Source organism: Pseudomonas sp. NFPP24 (assembly GCF_900112095.1).
Taxonomy (GTDB): domain Bacteria; phylum Pseudomonadota; class Gammaproteobacteria; order Pseudomonadales; family Pseudomonadaceae; genus Aquipseudomonas; species Aquipseudomonas extremorientalis.
Map to the genome: position 1 here is coordinate 335751 of NZ_FOKD01000002.1, position 19680 is coordinate 355430.

Genomic DNA, 19680 nt, shown 5'->3' on the forward strand with positions numbered 1-19680 from the left:
CGCGAAGCCTGTCAAGAGTTTACAAACAACCATGAACGTAAGTATATTGCGTAGCAAGCTACTTATCTACTCACAGCTTGTTTTTTACCCTTCCACACTTCTTGTGCGCACCTTGCGCGCCTGACCCGAGGATCTTCATGCAACTTAAGCCAGCTGTTACCGCTCTGGTCACTGCCGTCGCCCTGGCATCGCTGCTCAGCGGATGTAAAAAGGAAGAAGCGGCTCCGCCCGCCCAAACCCCTCAGGTCGGCGTGGTCACCATTCAACCGCAAGCCTATACCCTGACGACCGAGCTGCCAGGCCGCACCACCGCCTACCGCATCGCGGAAGTTCGCCCACAGGTCAACGGCATCATTCTCAAGCGCCTGTTCAAGGAAGGTGGCGACGTGAAGGAAGGGCAACAGCTCTACCAGATCGACCCGTCGGTGTATGACGCCACCCTGAAAAGCGCACAGGCCAGCCTGACCCAGACCAAGTCCATCTCCGACCGCTACAAGCAGTTGGTCGATGAGCAGGCCGTCAGCCGTCAGGAATACGACACCGCCGTCGCCAACCGCATGACCGCGGAAGCCAACGTTCAAACCGCCCAGATCAACGTGCGCTACACCAAAGTGTTCGCGCCGATCTCCGGGCGTATCGGCCGTTCTTCGGTAACCGAAGGCGCGCTGGTCAGCAACGGCCAGGCCGATGCCATGGCCGTCATCCAGCAACTGGACCCGATCTACGTCGACGTCACGCAGTCTTCGACCGAAATGCTGAAACTGCGCCGCGACCTGGAAAGCGGCCAGCTGGAAAAAGCCGGCGCCAACGCGGCCAAGGTCAAGCTGACCCTGGAAGACGGCACTGCCTATGGCCAGGACGGCAAGCTGGAGTTCTCCGAAGTATCGGTCGACCAGACCACCGGCTCCGTGACCCTGCGCGCCGTGTTCCCCAACCCTGACCACACCCTGCTGCCGGGCATGTTCGTGCACGCCCAGTTGCAAGCAGGCGTGAACAGCAAGGCCATCCTGGCACCGCAACAAGGCGTGACCCGTGATATCAAAGGTATCCCGACCGCCATGGTGGTGAACAAGGACAACAAGGTCGAGCAGCGTCAACTGGTAGCCAACCGCACTGCCGGCGCCTACTGGCTGGTGGAAAAAGGCCTGGACGCCGGTGACCGCGTGATCACCGAAGGCCTGCAATTCATCAAGCCGGGCATCGAAGTCAAGGTCAAGGACGCCGACAACGCCAAGCCTGCCGGTTCTGCTCCCGCTCCTGCCGCCGCTGCTGGCCAGGGGGAGTAACCCATGTCGAAATTTTTTATCGACCGTCCCATTTTCGCCTGGGTAATTGCCCTGGTGATCATGCTGGTCGGGGCATTGTCGATCCTGAAGTTGCCCATCAACCAATACCCGGCCATCGCGCCAACCGCCATCGACATCCAGGTGACCTACCCAGGCGCGTCCGCACAAACCGTGCAGGACACCGTGGTGCAGGTGATCGAGCAACAGCTCAACGGTATCGACAACCTGCGTTATGTCGCCTCGGACAGTAACTCCGACGGCAGCATGACCATCACCGCGACGTTCAACCAGGGTACCAACCCGGACATCGCCCAGGTCCAGGTGCAAAACAAGCTGAACCTGGCGACCCCGCTGCTGCCGCAAGAAGTGCAGCAGCAGGGTATCCGCGTGACCAAGTCGGTGAAGAACTTCCTGATGGTGATCGGTCTGGTGTCGGAAGACGGCAGCATGACCAAGGACGACCTGTCCAACTACATCGTGTCCAACATCCAGGACCCGATCTCGCGGACGGCAGGTGTAGGTGACTTCCAGGTGTTCGGTTCGCAGTACGCCATGCGTATCTGGCTCGACCCGGCCAAGTTGAACAACTACCAGTTGACCCCGGTCGACGTCAGCACCGCCATCGCGGCGCAGAACGTCCAGGTGGCCACCGGCCAATTGGGCGGCCTGCCTGCCCTGCCCGGTACCCAGCTGAACGCAACCATCATCGGCAAGACCCGCCTGCAGACCGCTGAAGAGTTCGGCAAGATCCTGATGAAGGTCAATACCGACGGTTCCCAGGTTCGCCTGCGTGACATCGCACGGATCGAACTGGGTGGCCAGAACTACAGCATCAGCGCACAGTTCAACGGCAAGCCGGCGTCGGGTATGGCGATCAAGCTCGCCTCGGGCGCCAACGCCCTGGACACCGCCAAGGCCATCCGTGCCACCGTGGCGTCCCTGGAACCGTTCTTCCCGCCAGGCATGAAGGCAGTGGTGCCGTATGACACCACGCCGGTAGTGACCGAATCGATCTCCGGTGTAGTCCATACCCTGGTCGAAGCGATCGTGCTGGTGTTCCTGGTGATGTTCCTGTTCCTGCAGAACTTCCGCGCCACCATCATCACCACCATGACCGTACCGGTGGTATTGCTGGGTACCTTCGGGATCCTGGCCGCGTTCGGTTTCACCATCAACACCCTGACCATGTTCGGCATGATCCTGGCCATCGGCCTGCTGGTGGACGATGCCATCGTCGTGGTGGAAAACGTCGAGCGGGTAATGGCCGAGGAACACCTGTCGCCCAAGGAGGCGACGGTCAAGTCCATGGGCCAGATCCAGGGTGCCCTGGTCGGTATTGCCCTGGTGCTGTCGGCGGTACTGTTGCCGATGGCATTCTTCGGTGGCTCCACCGGTGTGATCTACAAACAGTTCTCCATCACCATCGTTTCGGCCATGGCGTTGTCGGTACTGGTTGCCCTGATCTTCACCCCGGCCTTGTGCGCCACCATGCTCAAGCCGATCGACCCTGAGAAGCACGGCCAACCCAAGCGGGGTTTCTTCGGCTGGTTCAACCGCACCTTCGACCGTGGCGTACTGAGCTACGAGCGCGGCGTGGGCAACATGATCAAGCACAAGTTTCCAGCATTCTTCGTGTACCTGATCATCTTCGCCGGCATGATCTGGCTGTTCACCCGCATTCCGAGCGCGTTCCTGCCGGAAGAAGACCAGGGCGTGATCTTTGCCCAGGTGCAGACCCCGGTCGGTTCTTCGGCCGAACGTACGCAGAAAGTCATCGACGACATGCGTGCCTTCCTGCTCAACGACAAGGAAGGCGAGCCGGGCGAAGGCAAGGCGGTGAAGTCGGTATTCACCGTAAACGGCTTCAACTTCGCCGGTCGTGGCCAGAGTTCGGGCCTGGCGTTCGTGATGCTCAAGCCGTGGGATGAACGGGATGCGTCCACCTCGGTATTCGAAGTGGCCAAGCGTGCCCAGGGTTACTTCTTCGGTGCTTTCAAGGACGCCATGGTGTTCGCCATCGTGCCGCCTTCGGTACTGGAATTGGGTAACGCCACCGGTTTCGACGTGTTCCTGCAAGACCAGGGCGGCGTTGGCCACCAGAAGCTGATGGATGCACGCAACCAGTTCCTCGGGGCCGCCGCGCAAAGCAAGATCCTGGCGGGTGTGCGCCCCAACGGCGTGAACGATGAGCCGCAGTACGAGCTCACCGTCGACGACGAGAAGGCCAGTGCCCAGGGTATTTCGCTGTCGAGCATCAACCAGACCCTGGCGATCGCCCTGGGTGGCAGCTACGTCAACGACTTCATCGACCGTGGTCGGGTGAAGAAGGTGTACGTGCAGGGTGAAGCCGCTGGTCGCATGTCCCCAGAAGACCTGGACAAATGGTACGTGCGCAGCGACTCCGGGAAGATGGTGCCAATGTCGGCGATTTCCTCGGGCAAATGGATCTACGGTTCGCCCAAGCTCTCGCGCTACAACGGTGTAGCGGCAATGGAAATCCTCGGTACCCCGGCCCCGGGCTACAGTACCGGTGACGCCATGGCCGAAGTCGAACGTATCGCCAAGGAACTGCCGGCCGGTATCGGCTACGCGTGGACCGGGCTGTCGTACGAAGAACGTCTGTCCGGCTCCCAGGCGCCTGCGCTGTACGCGTTGTCGCTGCTGGTGGTGTTCCTGTGCCTCGCGGCCCTGTACGAAAGCTGGTCGATCCCGATTGCCGTGGTGCTGGTCGTGCCGCTGGGTGTGGTAGGTGCGTTGATCGCCACCAGCATGCGCGGGTTGTCCAACGACGTGTTCTTCCAGGTGGGCCTGTTGGTGACGGTGGGCCTGGCGGCGAAAAACGCCATCCTGATCGTGGAGTTCGCCAAAGAACTTCACGAACAAGGCAAGGGCATCGTCGAGTCGGCCATCGAAGCCTCGCGGATGCGTCTGCGCCCGATCATCATGACCTCCATGGCGTTCATCCTCGGCGTATTGCCGCTGGCGATCTCCTCGGGCGCAGGTTCGGGCAGCCAGCATGCCATCGGTACCGGTGTAATCGGCGGTATGATCACGGCCACCGTGCTGGCGATCTTCTGGGTGCCGCTGTTCTTCGCAACCGTATCCGCCGCTGGCGAACGTAAAAAGACTGACACAACTGAAACCCCTAAAGAGGCTGGCCAATGAGCAAGTCGCTACTTTCCCTAGCCGTCACCGCATTCGTGCTCAGTGGCTGCTCGCTGATACCTGACTATCAGCGCCCCGAAGCGCCGGTGGCCGCACAGTTCCCGCAGGGGCCGGCGTATTCGTCGGCCCAGGCGCCGAGCCAGGCCGCTGTCGAGCAGGGCTGGAAGCAGTTTTTCCATGATCCTGCCCTGCAACAGCTGATCCAGACCGCGCTGGTGAACAACCGTGACCTGCGTGTCGCGGCCCTGAACATCGACGCCTATGCCGCGCAGTACCAGATCCAGCGCGCCGACCTGTTCCCAGCCGTGTCGGCCACGGGCAGCGGCAGCCGTTCGCGTACCCCGGCCCGCTTGTCGCAGACCGGCGAATCGACCATCAGCAGCCAATACTCGGCCGGTCTCGGGATCAGCTCGTATGAGCTGGACCTGTTCGGTCGCGTACGCAGCCTGAGTGAAGAAGCCCTGCAGAAGTACTTCGCCACCGAAGAAGCACGGCGCAGTACCCAGATCAGCCTGGTGGCCAGCGTGGCCAACGCCTACCTGACCTGGCAGGCCGACAAGGAACTGCTCAAGCTGACCCAGGACACCCTGGACGCGTACGAGCAAAGCTTCAAGCTCACCTCGCGCAGCAACGAAGTCGGCGTGGCCTCGGCCCTCGACCTGAGCCAATCGCGTACCTCGGTGGAAAACGCCCGGGTTGCCCTGGCGCGTTATACCCGCCAGGTGGCCCAGGACGAAAACAGCCTGACCCTGCTGCTGGGCACCGGCCTGCCGGCGAATATCGTCAGCAAGCCGCTGTCGGATAACCTGCTCAGCGAAGTGCCGGCCGGCTTGCCATCGGACCTGCTGCAACGTCGTCCCGACATCATGCAAGCCGAGTACAACCTCAAGGCCGCCAACGCCAACATCGGTGCGGCCCGTGCCGCGTTCTTCCCGAGCATCAGCCTGACCGCCAGCGCCGGTACCGCGAGCCCTAACCTCGGCGGCCTGTTCAAAGGCGGTTCGGGCACCTGGTCGTTCGCCCCGCAGATCAACATCCCGATCTTCAACGCCGGTAGCCTGCGCGCCAGCCTGGACTACTCGAAGATCCAGAAAGAGATCAACGTGGCCAACTACGAGAAGGCGATCCAGACCGGCTTCCAGGAAGTCTCCGACGGCCTTGCCGCACGTGAGACCTACAAGCAGCAACTGGACGCCCAGCGCGGCTTCGTCGCGGCCAACCAGGATTACTACCGCCTGGCCGAGCGTCGCTACCGCATTGGTGTCGACAGCAACCTGACGTTCCTCGATGCCCAGCGCCAACTGTTCAGTGCCCAGCAATCGCTGATCACCGACCGCCTGGCGCAGCTCACCAGCGAGGTCAACCTGTACAAGGCCCTCGGCGGTGGCTGGAGCGAGCAGACCGCGAAGAACGAGCCGTTGAAAGAAGAAGCACCGCCACTGAAGTTGTTCTGATAACACCCGCGTCAACGAAGCCCACCTTTTGGTGGGCTTTTTGCTTTTCTGCACCGGACAACTTGCGTTCGATCATCGCCCACAACCCGCTCTCCCCCACTTTCATCGCCCCCGCGCCGCCGCGCACCATGGCCGCCACCTGCATAAACCCAATAACAACAGGTCCTTACGCCATGAGCACTTTCCACCCGCGCCAGCTTTTGCTGGCAACCGCTGTCGCCAGTCTTTCCCTGCCCGCCCTCGCCGAGGAACACGGCTTTCTCGAAGACGCCAGCGCCAACCTCAACCTGCGCAATTTCTTCTTCAACCGCAATTTCACCAACCCCACCAAGACCCAGGGCGGCGCGCAGGAGTGGACGCAGAGTTTCATCCTCGACGCCAAGTCCGGCTTTACCCAGGGCACGGTGGGTTTCGGCGTGGATGTGTTGGGGCTGTACTCGTTGAAGCTCGATGGCGGGCGTGGCACCGGGGGGACCCAACTGCTGCCGCTGGACCACGACGGCCGCCCGGCGGATGAATTCGGGCGTCTGGGCGTGGCGTTCAAGGCACGTATTTCCAAGACGGAAGTGAAAGTTGGCGAATGGATGCCGGTGCTGCCGATCCTGCGCTCGGACGATGGCCGTTCCCTGCCGCAAACCCTGCGCGGTGGCCAGATCACCTCCAAGGAGATCGACGGCCTGACGCTCTACGGTGGCCAGTTCCGCGCCAACAGCCCGCGTGACGACAGCAGCATGAGCGACCTGTCGATGTTCGGTAAAACCGCATTCACATCGGACCGCTTCAACTTCCAGGGCGGCGAATACCTGTTCAACGACAAACGCACCCAGATCGGCCTGTGGAATGCCCAGCTCAAGGACATCTACAGCCAGCAGTTCGTCAACCTGACCCACAGCCAGCCGTTGGGCGACTGGACCCTGGGCGCCAACCTCGGCTTCTTCTATGGCAAAGACGATGGCAGCGCCCGCGCCGGCGAGCTGGACAACAAGACCTGGTCCGGCCTGTTCTCCGCCAGATACGGCGGCAACACCTTCTACGTCGGCCTGCAAAAGCTCACCGGCAACAGCGCCTGGATGCGGGTCAATGGCACCAGCGGCGGCACCCTGGCCAACGACAGTTACAACAGCAGCTACGACAATGCCCAGGAGAAATCCTGGCAGGTGCGCCACGACTATAACTTCGCCGCCCTCGGCGTGCCCGGCCTGACCCTGATGAACCGCTATCTCAGCGGCAGCAACGTGCACACCGGCACCATCACCGATGGCAAGGAATGGGGCCGCGAAAGCGAATTGGGCTACACCGTGCAGAGCGGCAGCCTGAAGAACCTGACCGTGCGCTGGCGCAATTCCAGCATGCGTCGCGACTACAGTAACAACGAGTTCGATGAGAACCGGTTGATCGTCAGTTACCCGATCAGCCTGCTGTAAAGCCGCATAACATTTATCCTGGGAACGATCTGAAGCGTCCGGGCAACTTCATGAGACAGGGCCAGCGCTGGCTCTCTCATAGGGATTACACATGGACACTTCAAATCGCATTGCATGCCCCCAGATCTTCAGCAACAGCCACTACACACCCGACCCACCGCCTCAACTGGCGTTCACGTCCGACAGCCCGGTTCAAGCTCATCGGCATCCCTTTCTGGATGACGGCAATTTGAAGGCCTGCGGGCAATCAGTCTGGGAGCACGACCATGGCGAAAGCATCAGCAACAGCCTGATCCTTGAAACCGGTGACAACGCGGACCAGGTCCACATCAGCCAGACCCTGCCAGGCCAGTTGGACGTGAAGGTCAATGGCCGGCTGTATCGCTTTGACAGCCACGATAAAAACGGCGAGCCACTGACCTTTCACCTCAAGACCCACGGCGGTAACGACAACATCCGCATTGACGCCAACGTGACCCAACCCATCACGGTGGATGCCGGGGACGGCAATGATCGGGTGCGCGCCGGCAGTGGCTACACCCGCCTGTTCGGCGGTCCTGGCAACGACGTACTTCACCTCGGCAGCGGCCTTGGCTACGCCGAAGGCAACGACGGCGATGACATGATCTTTGGCGGCAGCGGCGACAACGTGATCTATGGCAACAACGGCAATGACCGCCTTTACGCTGGTACCGGGCCAAAAAGCAAAACCAGCTACCTGGACGGCGGCAATGGCAATGACCGCCTGTATGCCGGCAACGGCCATACGGTGCTGCATGGCGGCGCCGATAATGACCGCTTGATCGGCCACGACCGTAGTACGTTCTATACCGGCAGCGGTCGCGACGCAGTGGTTGCCAATCACCCCGGCGACCTGATCTACGCTCAATCCGGCGATACGATCCGGCACCTCAACGACTCGATATTAACCACCGTCACACCTGACCACGCGCCGCTTGAAGGGCTTGTCATAAAAGGCTCGGCCGACTTTATCCAACGGGTCGAAGACGATCTGGCCTTGCTGCGCAGCTCCCCCCAGGGCAAACAGATGCTTGCCGAAATGAACGCGATAGCCAGGCGCAACGGCGCACCGGTGACCGTGGTGGAGGACCAGTTCGACACGGGAAGCGGCTACACCTATGGCAGCCAGGAACTTAAAACCTTGTTGCAAAACGAACGCCCGCCGGTGGTCGGCGACGATCCCAAGTGGGGTTTCATGGTGGACGGCATACCGGGGTCGCGGGCGGACCGGGCTGAAATCGTCTATAACCGCTCAGCCTTGGAAGTACTGTCCCACAGGACATACTCACCTATCACCGTCCTCTATCACGAAATGGTCCACGCCTATAACGCCGGAAACGGCACCGCGTTGACGGGCTCGACCGTAGAGGTGGTCAACGGGGAGTCAGTTGATGTCTCCAACAGCGAACGTCAAGCCGTGGGGCTGCCGACCACCCCAGAGTATCCCCCCAACCCCAAGCCCTTCACTGAAAATGCCTTGAACGAAGAAATGGGCAAGCCGCTGCGTACCCACTATTTCGACTGAGCCTGAACACCGCTCGTTGGTCAGACGGTAACTCAACACCCGCCATCTTGCTGTATCGTGCGCGCCTGCCGCTGCTGATCCACCCAGCAGTGGCCTCCTATTCGAGCCCGCGCCCATCATGAAACCCTTCGCCATCGCATCCGCCGTGCTTGCCCTGGCCCTGAGCCTCAGCGGCTGTATTGGCGCACCTGTCGCCCTGACACCCCAGACCGAGCAACGCCTGCAAGGCCAGGCGCCGATCCGTTTTCTGCTGACCTTCGATGACGGCCCCAGCGCATCGGGCTACAACAACCCGAGCCGCTCAGTGGTGGCTGACCTGGCACAAAACCCGGTACTGCCGGGGATCAAGGCGGTGTTCTTCCTGCAAACCGAAGCCTCACGCTCCGGGGGCAGCTCACGAGGCCGCAAGACCATGCAGCGTGAGTATGCGGCGGGTCACATCCTCGCCTTCCACACCGCTACGGCGTTTCATACCAACCATCGCTGGCTGAACGACGCCGAACTGGAACGCACCCTCACCCAAGGTGCCGCTGACATTGCGTCGATCACCGGCAACCCGCCGGTGCTGGTCCGCCCGCCGTTCTGGAATTACGACCGCCGCACCTTCGCCGCCTACCAGCGTCACGGCATGCAGGTGCTGCTCACGGATTTGAGTGCCAATGACGGCAAGATCTGGGGCTTCAACGGCAGCCCACGGCGCCGGGCCAATTTGTATCGGCAACTGTCGGTGGTGCGCGAACACATTGCGTTGGGCGAGTTGCCGACGGTGGATGGCGTGATCCCTGTGGTAGTGACCTTCCACGACATCAACCGCTACACCGCGCGGCATATGCAGGAGTACTTGCAGATCCTGCTGGACAGTGCACGGATCACCGGTATGAAGACCGCCGCTGAACCGTTCTACACCGACACGGCCGCCCTGCAACGTGCGGCGCTGGCACGCACGGTGAAGGACGTGAATGAACCGGTGCGTCTGCCGGGCGTGTGGAATTGGGTGTGGGATGCCGATTCCCACTGACCCCTATTCCCGCGACTCAACCCCCAACTCATCCCACACCGACTCGGCCAGATGAAAAGTGGCGTTCGCCGCCGGAATCCCGCAGTAGATCGCGCTCTGCATCAGCACTTCCTTGATCTCGGCGCGGGTCACGCCATTGCTGGCGGCGGCACGCAGGTGCAGCTTGAGTTCTTCACTGCGGTTCATGCCGATCAGCATCGCGATGGTGATCAGGCTGCGGGTATGCCGTGGCAGGCCGGGGCGGGTCCAGATATCACCCCAGGCGTGGCGGGTGATCATTTCCTGGAACTCGCTGTTGAACTCGGTCAGGGCATTGAGGCTGCGGTCGACATGGGCATCGCCCAGCACTTCGCGGCGCACTTGCAGGCCTTCGGCGTAACGTTGTTTCTCGTCCACAAACAGCTCCTCAGCGGGCCAGCAGGAATTCGATTACGCAGTCACTGAACGCAGCGCCCGCCTGCACATTGGACAGGTGCGCCGCATAGAACTCGGCGTACTCGGCGCCCCGCACATGGTTCTGGATAAAGTGACCGCCGGCCGGTGGGGTGACCGCATCGTCGGTGCCGGCAATCACTAACGTCGGCACCTTGATCAAGGCCAGTTGCTCACGAAAATCCGCATCGCGCACCGCCGCGCAATTGGCGGCGTAACCTTCAGGCGAGGTCGCCGCGAGCATGTCGGTAATCTGCTTGGCCTGGTGCGGGTTGGCGGCTGCGAAATCAGCCGTGAACCAGCGTGCGATGGACGCATCGCGCAGCGCCACCATCGCCGCTGCGCCGTCACGCAACACCATCTCGATGCGAGGGTTCCACACCTCGGGCGTGCCGATCCTGGCGGCGGTGTTGCACACCACCAGGCGGTTCAGGCGCTCGCCCGCGTTGATCCCCAGCCATTGGCCGATCAGGCCGCCCATGGACAAACCGCAGAAATGCGCGCGTTGGATATCCAGCGCATCCAGCAGCGCGATCACGTCGCGGCCGAGCTGTTCGATGCTGTACGGCCCCGGGGTGACCAGGGATTTGCCATGGCCACGGGTGTCGAAACGCAGCACGCGAAAGTGCTGGGTGAAGGCCGCGATCTGGATGTCCCACATATGCAGGTCGGTGCCCAGTGAGTTGGACAACACCAGCACAGGCGCATCCACAGGCCCGTCCAGTTGGTAATGCAGGTCGCCTTCGGCGAGTTGTACAAATGCCACGGTGGTCTCCTCAAGCAAAGTGTTCGGCTACGGCGCGGGCGACCCAGGTGCAGGCCTGGCCCAGGTAGTGGGCCGGGTCGAGCAGGCGGTCCAGTTCGGCCGCCGACAGCTCGGCGGTGACTTGCGGCTCATCCGCCAGTACCGCACGCAAATGCCGTTGCTCGGTAACGGCACGCTTGCAGCAGTGTTCCAGCAAGTGGTGCGCCGTTTCCCGGCCCAGGCGTTGGGCGAGCACGCTGCTGACGGCTTCGGCCAGCACCAGGCCTTGGGTCAGGTCGAGGTTTTTGCCCATGCGCTCGGGGTCGACTTCCAACCCTTCGCTCACCAGCAGCGCCTGTTGCAGCGCGCCGGAAACCAGGCGGCAAATCTCGGGCAGGGTTTCCCATTCGGCATGCCACAGGCCCAGGCTGCGTTCGTGCTCCTGGGGCATGGCGCTGAACATCGTCGATACCAGGCCCGGCACGCGGGTGGCGGCGCCGATCAGCACGGCCGCGCCCACCGGGTTGCGCTTGTGCGGCATGGTGGACGAGCCACCCTTGCCCGGTGCCGACGGCTCGAACACCTCCGCCGCTTCGGTCTGCATCAACAGGCTGATATCGCGGCCCAGTTTGCCCAGGCTGCCGGCGATCAGGCCAAGCACGGCGGCGAACTCTACCAGTCGATCCCGCTGAGTGTGCCAGGGTTGTTCGGGCAGGGTCAGTTGCAGCTCGTCTGCCAAAGCTTCAGCCACCGGCATCGCCTGTTCGCCCAGTGCGGCCAGGGTTCCGGAGGCACCGCCGAACTGAAGCACCAGCAAGCGCGGCTTCAACTGCGCCAACCGTTGTCGACTGCGCGTCACCGCCCCCAGCCAACCGGCGATCTTCATCCCCAGGGTGACCGGCGTCGCATGTTGCAACCAGGTGCGGCCGGCCAAGGGCACGGCTGCGTAACGCTGGGCCTGGGCGGCCAGGATGTCGCCCAGGCGCGCCAGGTCGCTTTCGATCAACGCCAGCGCCCGGCGCAGTTGCAACACCAGGCCAGTGTCCATCACGTCCTGGCTGGTCGCGCCCAAATGCACATAACGTTCGGCCCCGGCGTCTTCACTGGCAATCAGCTTGCCCAGCGCCTTCACCAGCGGGATCGCCGAATTCCCCGCCGTGGCAATCGCCACGCCGAGGGCATCCACGTCGTACAGCGACGCCAGGCAGGCCTGGGCAATCGGTGCGACAGCGGCCTGGGGAATCAACCCGACCCGGGCCTGGGCCCGGGCCAATCCGGCTTCGAAATCCAGCATGCCCTGCAGGCGTCCGCTGTCGCAGAACACCTCGGCCATGCTGTCCGCCGTGAAGTAAGCGTCGAACAATTGATTGCTCGTGCGCAGTGTCATAACGCGTCCCTTATAGATCGTGGTGCAGGTACGCCGCCTGTTTCGGCAGACGCAGGCTGAACAGGAAAGCGATGGCCATCATCGCCGTCACATACCAATAGAAACTGTTCTCCATGCCGATGGATTTCAGACTCAGGGCGACGAATTCCGCCGAGCCGCCGAAAATCGCATTGGCCACCGCATAGGCCAGGCCCACGCCCAAGGCGCGCACCTGAGGCGGGAACATCTCCGCTTTGACCAGGCCACTGATGGAGGTGTAGAAGCTGACAATTGCCAAAGCCAGGGTAATCAGCACAAAGGCCAGGAAAGGGCTGCTGACGGTTTTCAGGGTGAGCAGGATGGGCACGGTGAACAGCGTGCCGAGGCCCGCAAACCACAACATCGAGTTACGCCGGCCGATCTTGTCCGCCAACATGCCGAACACCGGCTGCATGCACATGTAGAGGAACAACGCACCGGTCATGATGTAGCTGGACGTCTTGGCGTGCATGCCCACCGTGTTCACCAGGTACTTCTGCATGTAGGTGGTGAAGGTATAGAAAATCAGCGAGCCGCCGGCGGTGTAACCCAGCACCGTGATGAACGCGGCCTTGTGATCGCGAAACAGCGCGGCAATGCTGCCGGCGTCCTTGTCTTCGCGGGTTTCCTTGCTGGTGGTTTCTTTCAACGTGCGCCGCAGCAACAGGGAGATCACCGCCGCAATGGCGCCGATCACGAACGGAATCCGCCAGCCCCAGGCGCGCAGTTCTTCTTCGGTAAGAAACTGCTGCAGGATCACCACCACCAGCACCGCCAGCAACTGGCCGCCGATGAGGGTCACGTACTGGAAGGACGCAAAGAACCCGCGCTGGCCCTTGAGAGCCACCTCACTCATGTAAGTCGCGGTAGTGCCGTACTCGCCACCCACGGACAAGCCTTGGAACAGTCGCGCAATCAGCAGCAGGATCGGCGCCCAGACGCCGATGTCGTTGTAGGTCGGCAAAAAGGCGATGACCAGGGAGCCGGCGCACATCATCAGCACCGAAATCATCATTGAGTTCTTACGGCCATGCTTGTCAGCCACCCGGCCAAACAGCCAGCCGCCGATGGGGCGCATCAGGAAACCGGCGGCGAATACCCCCGCCGTATTGACCAACTGGACGGTAGGGTTGTCCGACGGAAAAAACGCCGGGGCAAAGTAAATGGCACAGAAGGCGTAGACGTAGAAGTCGAACCATTCGACGAGGTTGCCGGAGGATGCCCCGACAATCGCAAAAATCCGTTTGCTGCGTTCTTCTCCGGTGTAGTGACTCGTTGTTGTTGTCATGTGGTTTCACTCAGTGGGAACGGTTATAGCCTAGACATACTTTGCAACAACCATGTTCCGCAAGAAGACTTTTGGGTAGGTGGTGCCTGAACCGGCCCCATCGGGGGCAAGCCCCCTCCCACATTTGATAGGCGGTGCGGTCAACAGGTGGGAGGGGGCTTGCCCCCGATGGGGCCCGGAAAAACCACTCAATAATCGAAGAACACCGTTTCCTTATCCGTCCCCTGCAAAATCACATTCCACTGATACACCCCCGCCGCATCCTGCCGGGCGATCAAGGTGCCACGACGCTCCGAGGGCACACACGCCAGCAACGGGTCCTGCCCATTCAGCGCCTCGCCCTCGAAATAAATCCGCGTGAGCAAGTGCTTCACCAACCCACGGGCAAACACCAGCACCACCAGGTGCGGCGCCTGGGTGGTGCCCTTCAGTCCCGGTACGGCGCCCGGCTTGATGGTGGTAAAGCGGAACCGCCCTTCGGCATCCACCGGCACCCGGCCGAACCCTTCGAAGTTCGGGTCCAGTGCCTTGTCCTGATCATCCTCCGGGTGATCGTACTTGCCGGCGGCATTGGCCTGCCAGACTTCGAGCATGGCGTCGTTGACGACATCACCATTGCCATCCACCACCTGCCCGCTGATCGCCACGCGCTCGCCAAGGGTGGCAGCCACGGTGAGGTCTTCACGGTTCAGCCAGGTCAGGCCGATGTGGTAATACGGCCCGACGGTGTGGGACGTGGTCGCATTGAGTGTCATCTCATTTCTCCATCGGCGTAGCGTCGCGGCCGCGCAGGACGATGTCCCAGCGGTAGCCGAGGGCATAGGAAGGAATGGTTTTTTCCAGGTCGAAACGGGCGATCAAGCGTTCCTTGGCCGAGGTGTCCGGCACGCAGTTGTAGATCGGGTCGTATTCCAGCAGCGGGTCTCCAGGGAAATACATCTGCGTGACCAGGCGCGTCAGCACGCTAGGGCCGAACAGCGAAAAGTGGACATGCGCCGGGCGCCACGCGTTGTGGTGGTTGCCCCAGGGATACGCGCCGGGCTTGATGGTCTGGAACTGGTACCAGCCGTCGGCGTCGGTGACCGTGCGGCCGGTGCCGGTGAAGTTCGGGTCCAGCGGTGCGTCGTGCAGGTCGCGCTTATGGTTGTAGCGGCCGGCGGCGTTGGCCTGCCAGATTTCCACGAGGATGCCCGGCACCGGCAGGCCGTTTTCGTCGAGCACGCGGCCGTGAATGATGATGCGTTCGCCTTGGGGCTCGCCTTCATGCTGGGCGGTGAGGTCATTGTCCTTCGGGTTGACCCGCTCGGCGCCGATGGTCGGGCCGGTGATTTCCGACAAGGAATGGGGCAGGAACACCAAGGGCTGCGACGGCGAACGCAGGTTCGTCGACTGGTAGGCCGGGTGCAGGTAATCCGGTTGAGTGCCCGCTTGCGGGCGCCGGTATCCGGGCTTGTCACTCATGGAGCAATCCTCTCTTGTTAGATACGTTCAATCGCCAGGGCCAGGCCTTGGCCGACGCCCACGCACATGGTCGCCAGGCCTTTGCGGCCGCCGGTTTTTTCAAGCTGATGCAGCGCCGTCAGCACCAGCCGCGCGCCGCTCATGCCCAGCGGATGGCCAAGGGCAATGGCGCCGCCGTTCGGGTTGACCTGGGGTGCGTCGTCGGCAATGCCCAGCTCACGCAAGACGGCCAGGCCTTGGCTGGCGAAGGCCTCGTTGAGTTCGATCACGTCAAAGTCGGTGACGGCCAAGCCAAGGCGCTCGACCAGTTTGCGCACGGCCGGCACCGGGCCGATGCCCATCACCCGTGGCGCGACACCAGCGCTGGCCATCCCCAATACGCGAGCGCGAGCGGTCAGGCCATGTTTCTTGACCGCTTCGGCGGAAGCCAGGATCAGCGCCGCCGCACCGTCATTCACACCCGATGCATTGCCGGCGGTAACGGTCTTGTCGGGGCCATTGACTGGCTTGAGTTTGGCCAGGGCTTCCAGGGTGGTGTCCCGTGGATGCTCGTCCTGCTCTACCACGGTTTCGCCTTTTTTATGGGCGACCCGCACCGGCACGATTTCTTCGGCGAAGAAACCGGCGGCTTGCGCGGCGGCAGTGCGTTGCTGGCTGCGCAGGGCAAAGGCGTCCTGGTCGGCACGGGACACCTTGTAATCGTCGGCGACGTTATCGGCGGTCTGTGGCATCGCATCCACGCCGTACTGCTCTTTCATCAACGGGTTGATAAAACGCCAGCCGATGGTGGTGTCTTCCAGCTTCATGTTGCGCGAGAACGCCGCGTCGGCCTTGCCCATCACGAACGGCGCGCGGGACATCGACTCGACGCCGCCGGCAATCGCCAGCTCCATTTCGCCGCTGGCAATTGCACGGAAAGCGGTGCCAATCGCGTCCATCCCCGAGGCGCACAAACGGTTGAGGGTCACGCCCGGAATGCTTTCCGGCAAGCCCGCCAGCAACAGCGCCATGCGCGCCACGTTGCGGTTGTCTTCACCGGCCTGGTTGGCGCAGCCGAGGAAGACCTCATCGACTGCCGTCCAATCCACCGACGGGTTGCGCTCGATCAAGGCCTTGATCGGCAGCGCCGCCAGGTCATCAGCCCGCACGGTGGACAGGCCACCGCCAAAACGGCCGATGGGGGTACGAATGGCGTCACAGATAAATACATCGCGCATCAGGCTTCTCCCGGTGCTTGGCCATGGGCGGCCGCGGTGCGTGCTTCAAGGTCACGCAGGGCGGTCAGCTCTACATCAGTGGGTTCGGCGGTGGTGTCGACCTGCTCGGCAAACCGAATCGCCCAACCGGTGGCGGCCACCACTTGCTCGCGGGTCACGCCCGGATGCAGCGCGGTGACTACGAACTCATTTGTACCGGCTTCCGGCTCCATGATGCACAGGTCGGTAATGATCCCTACAGGCCCTGCGCCCGGCAGGCCCAGGCGCTTGCGCGAGTCGCCGCCTTCGCCGTGGCCGACCGAGGTGATGAAGTCCAGCTGGTCGACAAACGAACGCGCCGACTGCTTGAGGATGATCAGCACGCTCTTGGCCGAACCGGCGATCTCCGGCGCGCCACCGGCACCCGGCAGGCGCACTTTGGGCTGGTGGTAGTCACCCACCACGGTGGTGTTGATGTTGCCGAAGCGGTCGACCTGGGCGGCGCCGAGGAAGCCCACGTCGATGCGCCCGCCCTGCAGCCAGTAGCGGAAGATCTCGCCGGTCGGCACCACGGTGTCGGCGGTTTCCGCCAGTTCGCCATCACCGATGGACAGTGGCAGTACCGATGGCTTGGCGCCAATCGGGCCGGACTCGTAGATCAGCACCACATCTGGCGACGACGTCAGGCGCGCCAGGTTGGCCGCCTTGGACGGCAAGCCGATGCCAACGAAGCACACGGAGCCGTTCTTGAGGCGGCGCGCGGCGGCAACGGTCATCATTTCATTGGTCGAGTAAGCCATTACTTGGCCTCCTGCGCGGTGGCCAGCCTGGCCTGGAATTCGGTGAAGTCGGCGGTGCCGTGGATGTATTCGTTGATCCAGGCGGTAAAGGTCCCGCGGTCGCGGGCGATCGGGTCCCACGCCTGGTAGAAGCGGTTATCGCGCTCGTTGTAACCATGCGCGTAGGACGGGTGTGCGCCACCAGGTACATGGCACACCGCCGTCAGGGCCCAGGTCGGCAAGACGCAGCTGTTCATCGGTGCATTCAAGTCATCGACGATTTCTTCGACGGTGACGATGCAGCGCTTGGCCGCCAGGGCCGCTTCCTTCTGCACACCGAGGATGCCCCACAGCAACACATTGCCCTTGCGGTCGGCTTTTTGCGCGTGGATCACGGTGACGTCCGGTCGCACCGACGGCACCGCCGCCAGCACTTCGCCGGTGAATGGGCAGGTCACGGTCTTGATCAGCGGGTTGACCTTGGGCAGGTCGGAACCAGCGTAGGCACGCAACACCGCGAATGGCAGGCCCGACGCACCGGCGACGTAGGCATTGGCCAGGTCGGCGTGGCTGTGTTCTTCGATTTCCAGCGGTTGCGGCCATTGCTTCTCGACCGCGTCGCGCAAGCGATGCAGGGAACCCACGCCGGGGTTGCCGCCCCAGGAGAAAATCAACTTGCGGGCACAGCCGGCACCGATCAACTGGTCGTAGATCAGGTCAGGCGTCATACGCACCAGCGTCAGGTCTTTCTTGCCCTGACGAATGATTTCATGACCCGCTGCCGTAGGGATCAGATGGGTGAAGCCTTCGAGGGCGACGGTGTCGCCGTCGTTCACAAATTGCTTCACCGCGTCACGCAGCGCGAGGATTTCAGCCATGGGGTTCGGGCTCCCGGTGTGGATCGAAAAAGGCGCTGAGGTGGCGCCGAAGTGCTTGAAGATTAAGCCGGGGAAATGGGCCAAACAATCCGATAATCGACTCAGTGTTCGATTATCGAACGGATTGTTGCTTGGCTAAGCATTAAGCAAAACTCGATAACTGTGGGAGCGGGCTTGCCCCCTCCCACAGGTCTCAGGTCGCGTCGGCATGGCTGACCATGCCTTTGATCACCACGGCCGTGGTGGCCAATGCGGCGGGGATCACCAGGGCGGTGAGCACTTGCTCGAAGTTCCAGCCCAGGCCCAGCAACGTCGCGCCCATCCACGCGCCGAGGATCGCGCCGAAACGGCCGATGCCGAGCATCCACGACACGCCCGTGGCACGGCCTTGAGTGGGGTAGAAACGTGCGGCCAGGGACGGCATCGCCGATTGCGCACCGTTGACACACATCCCGGCAATCAGCACCAGGGTCGCCAGTAAGGTGATACTGCCCAGGCTCTGCCCTACCGCGTAGGCAAACACCCCGGCCAGCAGGTAGAACGTGCCGATGACCTTGTGCGGATTGAACCGGTCCATCGCCCAGCCCACGCCCACCGCGCTCAACACACCACCGAACTGGAACAACGCGCCGATAAACGCAGCCTGCTCCATGCTCGCGCCGCTGTCGCGCATCAGGGTCGGCAGCCAGCTGGTGAGCAGGTACACGATCACCAGGCCCATGAAGTAGGTGAGCCACAGCAACAACGTACCGGCGCTGTAGGTGCCGGAGAAGATCACCGCAAACACGTTGCGCGCCTTGACGGTTTTTTGCTCGGGCACACTGAAACTGCTGGCTTGGGCGACGATGTTCGGCTCAATGGGCGACAAGGTTTTGCGCACCTTGTCGGCCCCCCGGTTGCGCACCACCAGGTAGCGCGCCGATTCCGGCAGCCATACCAGCAACACCAGCGCCAGGATCAACGGCAGGATGCCGCCGATCAGCAGCAGGCTGTGCCAACCGAATGCCGGGATCAGCTTGGCCGAGATAAACCCGCCACCGGCCATGCCCAGGTTGAAGCCACAGAACATGCTGGTCACCAGCAACGACTTGTGGCGCTCAGGGGTGTATTCGGACAACAGCGTGGTGGCATTCGGCATGCCGGCGCCCAGGCCGAGCCCGGTCAGGAAGCGCAGCACCAGCAGTTGATCGACGTTGCTGCTGTAGGCCGACGCCAGACTGAATGCACCAAACACCAGCACCGCGCCCACCAGCACCACTTTGCGCCCGAAGCGATCCGCCAGCGGGCCGGAGCCGAGCGCGCCGAAGACCATGCCGATCAACGCGGCGCTCATCACCGGACCGAGGCTGGCGCGGTCGATGCCCCAATCCTGGGACAGCGCCGGCGCGATAAAGCCCATGGCGGCAGTGTCGAGGCCATCCAGGAAAACAATCAGGAAACACAGGATCACCACGCGCCACTGGTAACGGGACAGTGGCTGGGTGTTGATAAAGGACTGCACGTCCAAGGAAGTACCGACAGAGGGCTGATTCATTGTTTTTATTTCCACACCGATGGCGGGCTGACGACCTTGGGTCGTCGTTATTATTGAGCGCTCCCTGGA

Annotated in this window: 16 protein-coding genes; 6 read left to right on the forward strand and 10 right to left on the reverse strand. The window is 62.4% G+C overall.

Annotated elements, in window-relative coordinates:
* Positions 1–137: 137 nt before the first annotated feature.
* From BM026_RS05290 to BM026_RS05315, 6 genes are all read left to right on the forward strand, one after another.
* Complete coding sequence (locus tag BM026_RS05290) at positions 138–1286, forward strand: efflux RND transporter periplasmic adaptor subunit (protein ID WP_093527625.1); 1149 nt, start codon at positions 138–140, stop codon at positions 1284–1286.
* A gap of 3 nt (positions 1287–1289) precedes the next feature.
* Positions 1290–4451: an efflux RND transporter permease subunit gene (locus tag BM026_RS05295; protein WP_071488877.1), complete on the forward strand. Its 3162-nt coding sequence runs from the start codon at positions 1290–1292 to the stop codon at positions 4449–4451.
* Positions 4448–5905, forward strand: a complete 1458-nt coding sequence (gene adeC, locus BM026_RS05300; RefSeq protein ID WP_071488876.1) for an AdeC/AdeK/OprM family multidrug efflux complex outer membrane factor — start codon at positions 4448–4450, stop codon at positions 5903–5905. The genes BM026_RS05295 and adeC overlap by 4 nt, the downstream gene beginning before the upstream one ends.
* Before the next feature lie 173 nt (positions 5906–6078).
* The gene (locus BM026_RS05305; protein WP_092241291.1) at positions 6079–7329 is read left to right on the forward strand and encodes an OprD family porin; all 1251 of its coding nucleotides are present in this window, start codon (positions 6079–6081) and stop codon (positions 7327–7329) included.
* Between the two features lie 91 nt (positions 7330–7420).
* A complete protein-coding gene (locus BM026_RS05310; protein WP_093527627.1) occupies positions 7421–8875 on the forward strand; it encodes a M91 family zinc metallopeptidase in 1455 nt (484 codons plus the stop codon).
* Between the two features lie 118 nt (positions 8876–8993).
* The gene (locus BM026_RS05315) at positions 8994–9893 is read left to right on the forward strand and encodes a polysaccharide deacetylase family protein (RefSeq protein WP_092241287.1); all 900 of its coding nucleotides are present in this window, start codon (positions 8994–8996) and stop codon (positions 9891–9893) included.
* 3 nt (positions 9894–9896) lie between these two features.
* Here BM026_RS05315 and pcaC read toward each other — a convergent pair whose 3' ends face one another.
* From pcaC to BM026_RS05365, 10 genes are all read right to left on the reverse strand, one after another.
* Positions 9897–10289: a 4-carboxymuconolactone decarboxylase gene (gene pcaC, locus BM026_RS05320; protein ID WP_028619276.1), complete on the reverse strand. Its 393-nt coding sequence runs from the start codon at positions 10287–10289 to the stop codon at positions 9897–9899.
* Between the two features lie 10 nt (positions 10290–10299).
* Positions 10300–11091 carry a 3-oxoadipate enol-lactonase gene (gene pcaD / locus BM026_RS05325; protein WP_093527629.1) on the reverse strand — a complete coding sequence of 264 codons (792 nt, stop codon included), beginning with the start codon at positions 11089–11091 and terminating at the stop codon, positions 10300–10302.
* Between the two features lie 10 nt (positions 11092–11101).
* Positions 11102–12457: a 3-carboxy-cis,cis-muconate cycloisomerase gene (locus BM026_RS05330; RefSeq protein ID WP_092241283.1), complete on the reverse strand. Its 1356-nt coding sequence runs from the start codon at positions 12455–12457 to the stop codon at positions 11102–11104.
* Positions 12458–12467: 10 nt separating this feature from the next.
* The gene (locus BM026_RS05335) at positions 12468–13763 is read right to left on the reverse strand and encodes an MFS family transporter (RefSeq protein ID WP_092241281.1); all 1296 of its coding nucleotides are present in this window, start codon (positions 13761–13763) and stop codon (positions 12468–12470) included.
* 188 nt (positions 13764–13951) lie between these two features.
* Positions 13952–14518 (reverse strand): protocatechuate 3,4-dioxygenase subunit alpha, encoded by a 567-nt coding sequence (gene pcaG / locus BM026_RS05340; protein WP_093527630.1) that lies wholly within the window; start codon positions 14516–14518, stop codon positions 13952–13954.
* A 1-nt stretch (position 14519) separates the two neighbouring features.
* Entirely contained in the window at positions 14520–15224 is a 705-nt protein-coding gene (gene pcaH / locus BM026_RS05345) for a protocatechuate 3,4-dioxygenase subunit beta (protein ID WP_092241276.1), read from the reverse strand.
* Between the two features lie 17 nt (positions 15225–15241).
* Positions 15242–16444, reverse strand: coding sequence for a 3-oxoadipyl-CoA thiolase (gene pcaF / locus BM026_RS05350; protein ID WP_170856036.1), 1203 nt, complete (start codon positions 16442–16444; stop codon positions 15242–15244).
* Positions 16441–17220 carry a CoA-transferase subunit beta gene (locus tag BM026_RS05355; protein ID WP_092241272.1) on the reverse strand — a complete coding sequence of 260 codons (780 nt, stop codon included), beginning with the start codon at positions 17218–17220 and terminating at the stop codon, positions 16441–16443. The genes pcaF and BM026_RS05355 overlap by 4 nt, the downstream gene beginning before the upstream one ends.
* Positions 17220–18077 carry a CoA transferase subunit A gene (locus tag BM026_RS05360; protein ID WP_092241270.1) on the reverse strand — a complete coding sequence of 286 codons (858 nt, stop codon included), beginning with the start codon at positions 18075–18077 and terminating at the stop codon, positions 17220–17222. Before BM026_RS05360 ends, BM026_RS05355 begins: the two co-directional genes overlap by 1 nt.
* A gap of 193 nt (positions 18078–18270) precedes the next feature.
* Complete coding sequence (locus BM026_RS05365; RefSeq protein WP_093527632.1) at positions 18271–19611, reverse strand: 4-hydroxybenzoate transporter PcaK; 1341 nt, start codon at positions 19609–19611, stop codon at positions 18271–18273.
* Positions 19612–19680: the final 69 nt, after the last annotated feature.

What these genes read in the sequence shown, in the direction of transcription:
- BM026_RS05290 (WP_093527625.1), top strand. Translation starts at nt 138, where the DNA reads ATGCAACTTAAGCCAGCTGTTACCGCTCTGGTCACTGCCGTCGCCCTG.
- BM026_RS05295 (WP_071488877.1), top strand. Translation starts at nt 1,290, where the DNA reads ATGTCGAAATTTTTTATCGACCGTCCCATTTTCGCCTGGGTAATTGCC.
- adeC (WP_071488876.1), top strand. Translation starts at nt 4,448, where the DNA reads ATGAGCAAGTCGCTACTTTCCCTAGCCGTCACCGCATTCGTGCTCAGT.
- BM026_RS05305 (WP_092241291.1), top strand. Translation starts at nt 6,079, where the DNA reads ATGAGCACTTTCCACCCGCGCCAGCTTTTGCTGGCAACCGCTGTCGCC.
- BM026_RS05310 (WP_093527627.1), top strand. Translation starts at nt 7,421, where the DNA reads ATGGACACTTCAAATCGCATTGCATGCCCCCAGATCTTCAGCAACAGC.
- BM026_RS05315 (WP_092241287.1), top strand. Translation starts at nt 8,994, where the DNA reads ATGAAACCCTTCGCCATCGCATCCGCCGTGCTTGCCCTGGCCCTGAGC.
- BM026_RS05330 (WP_092241283.1), bottom strand. Translation starts at nt 12,457, where the DNA reads ATGACACTGCGCACGAGCAATCAATTGTTCGACGCTTACTTCACGGCG.
- BM026_RS05335 (WP_092241281.1), bottom strand. Translation starts at nt 13,763, where the DNA reads ATGACAACAACAACGAGTCACTACACCGGAGAAGAACGCAGCAAACGG.
- pcaG (WP_093527630.1), bottom strand. Translation starts at nt 14,518, where the DNA reads ATGACACTCAATGCGACCACGTCCCACACCGTCGGGCCGTATTACCAC.
- pcaH (WP_092241276.1), bottom strand. Translation starts at nt 15,224, where the DNA reads ATGAGTGACAAGCCCGGATACCGGCGCCCGCAAGCGGGCACTCAACCG.
- BM026_RS05355 (WP_092241272.1), bottom strand. Translation starts at nt 17,220, where the DNA reads ATGGCTTACTCGACCAATGAAATGATGACCGTTGCCGCCGCGCGCCGC.
- BM026_RS05360 (WP_092241270.1), bottom strand. Translation starts at nt 18,077, where the DNA reads ATGGCTGAAATCCTCGCGCTGCGTGACGCGGTGAAGCAATTTGTGAAC.
- BM026_RS05365 (WP_093527632.1), bottom strand. Translation starts at nt 19,611, where the DNA reads ATGAATCAGCCCTCTGTCGGTACTTCCTTGGACGTGCAGTCCTTTATC.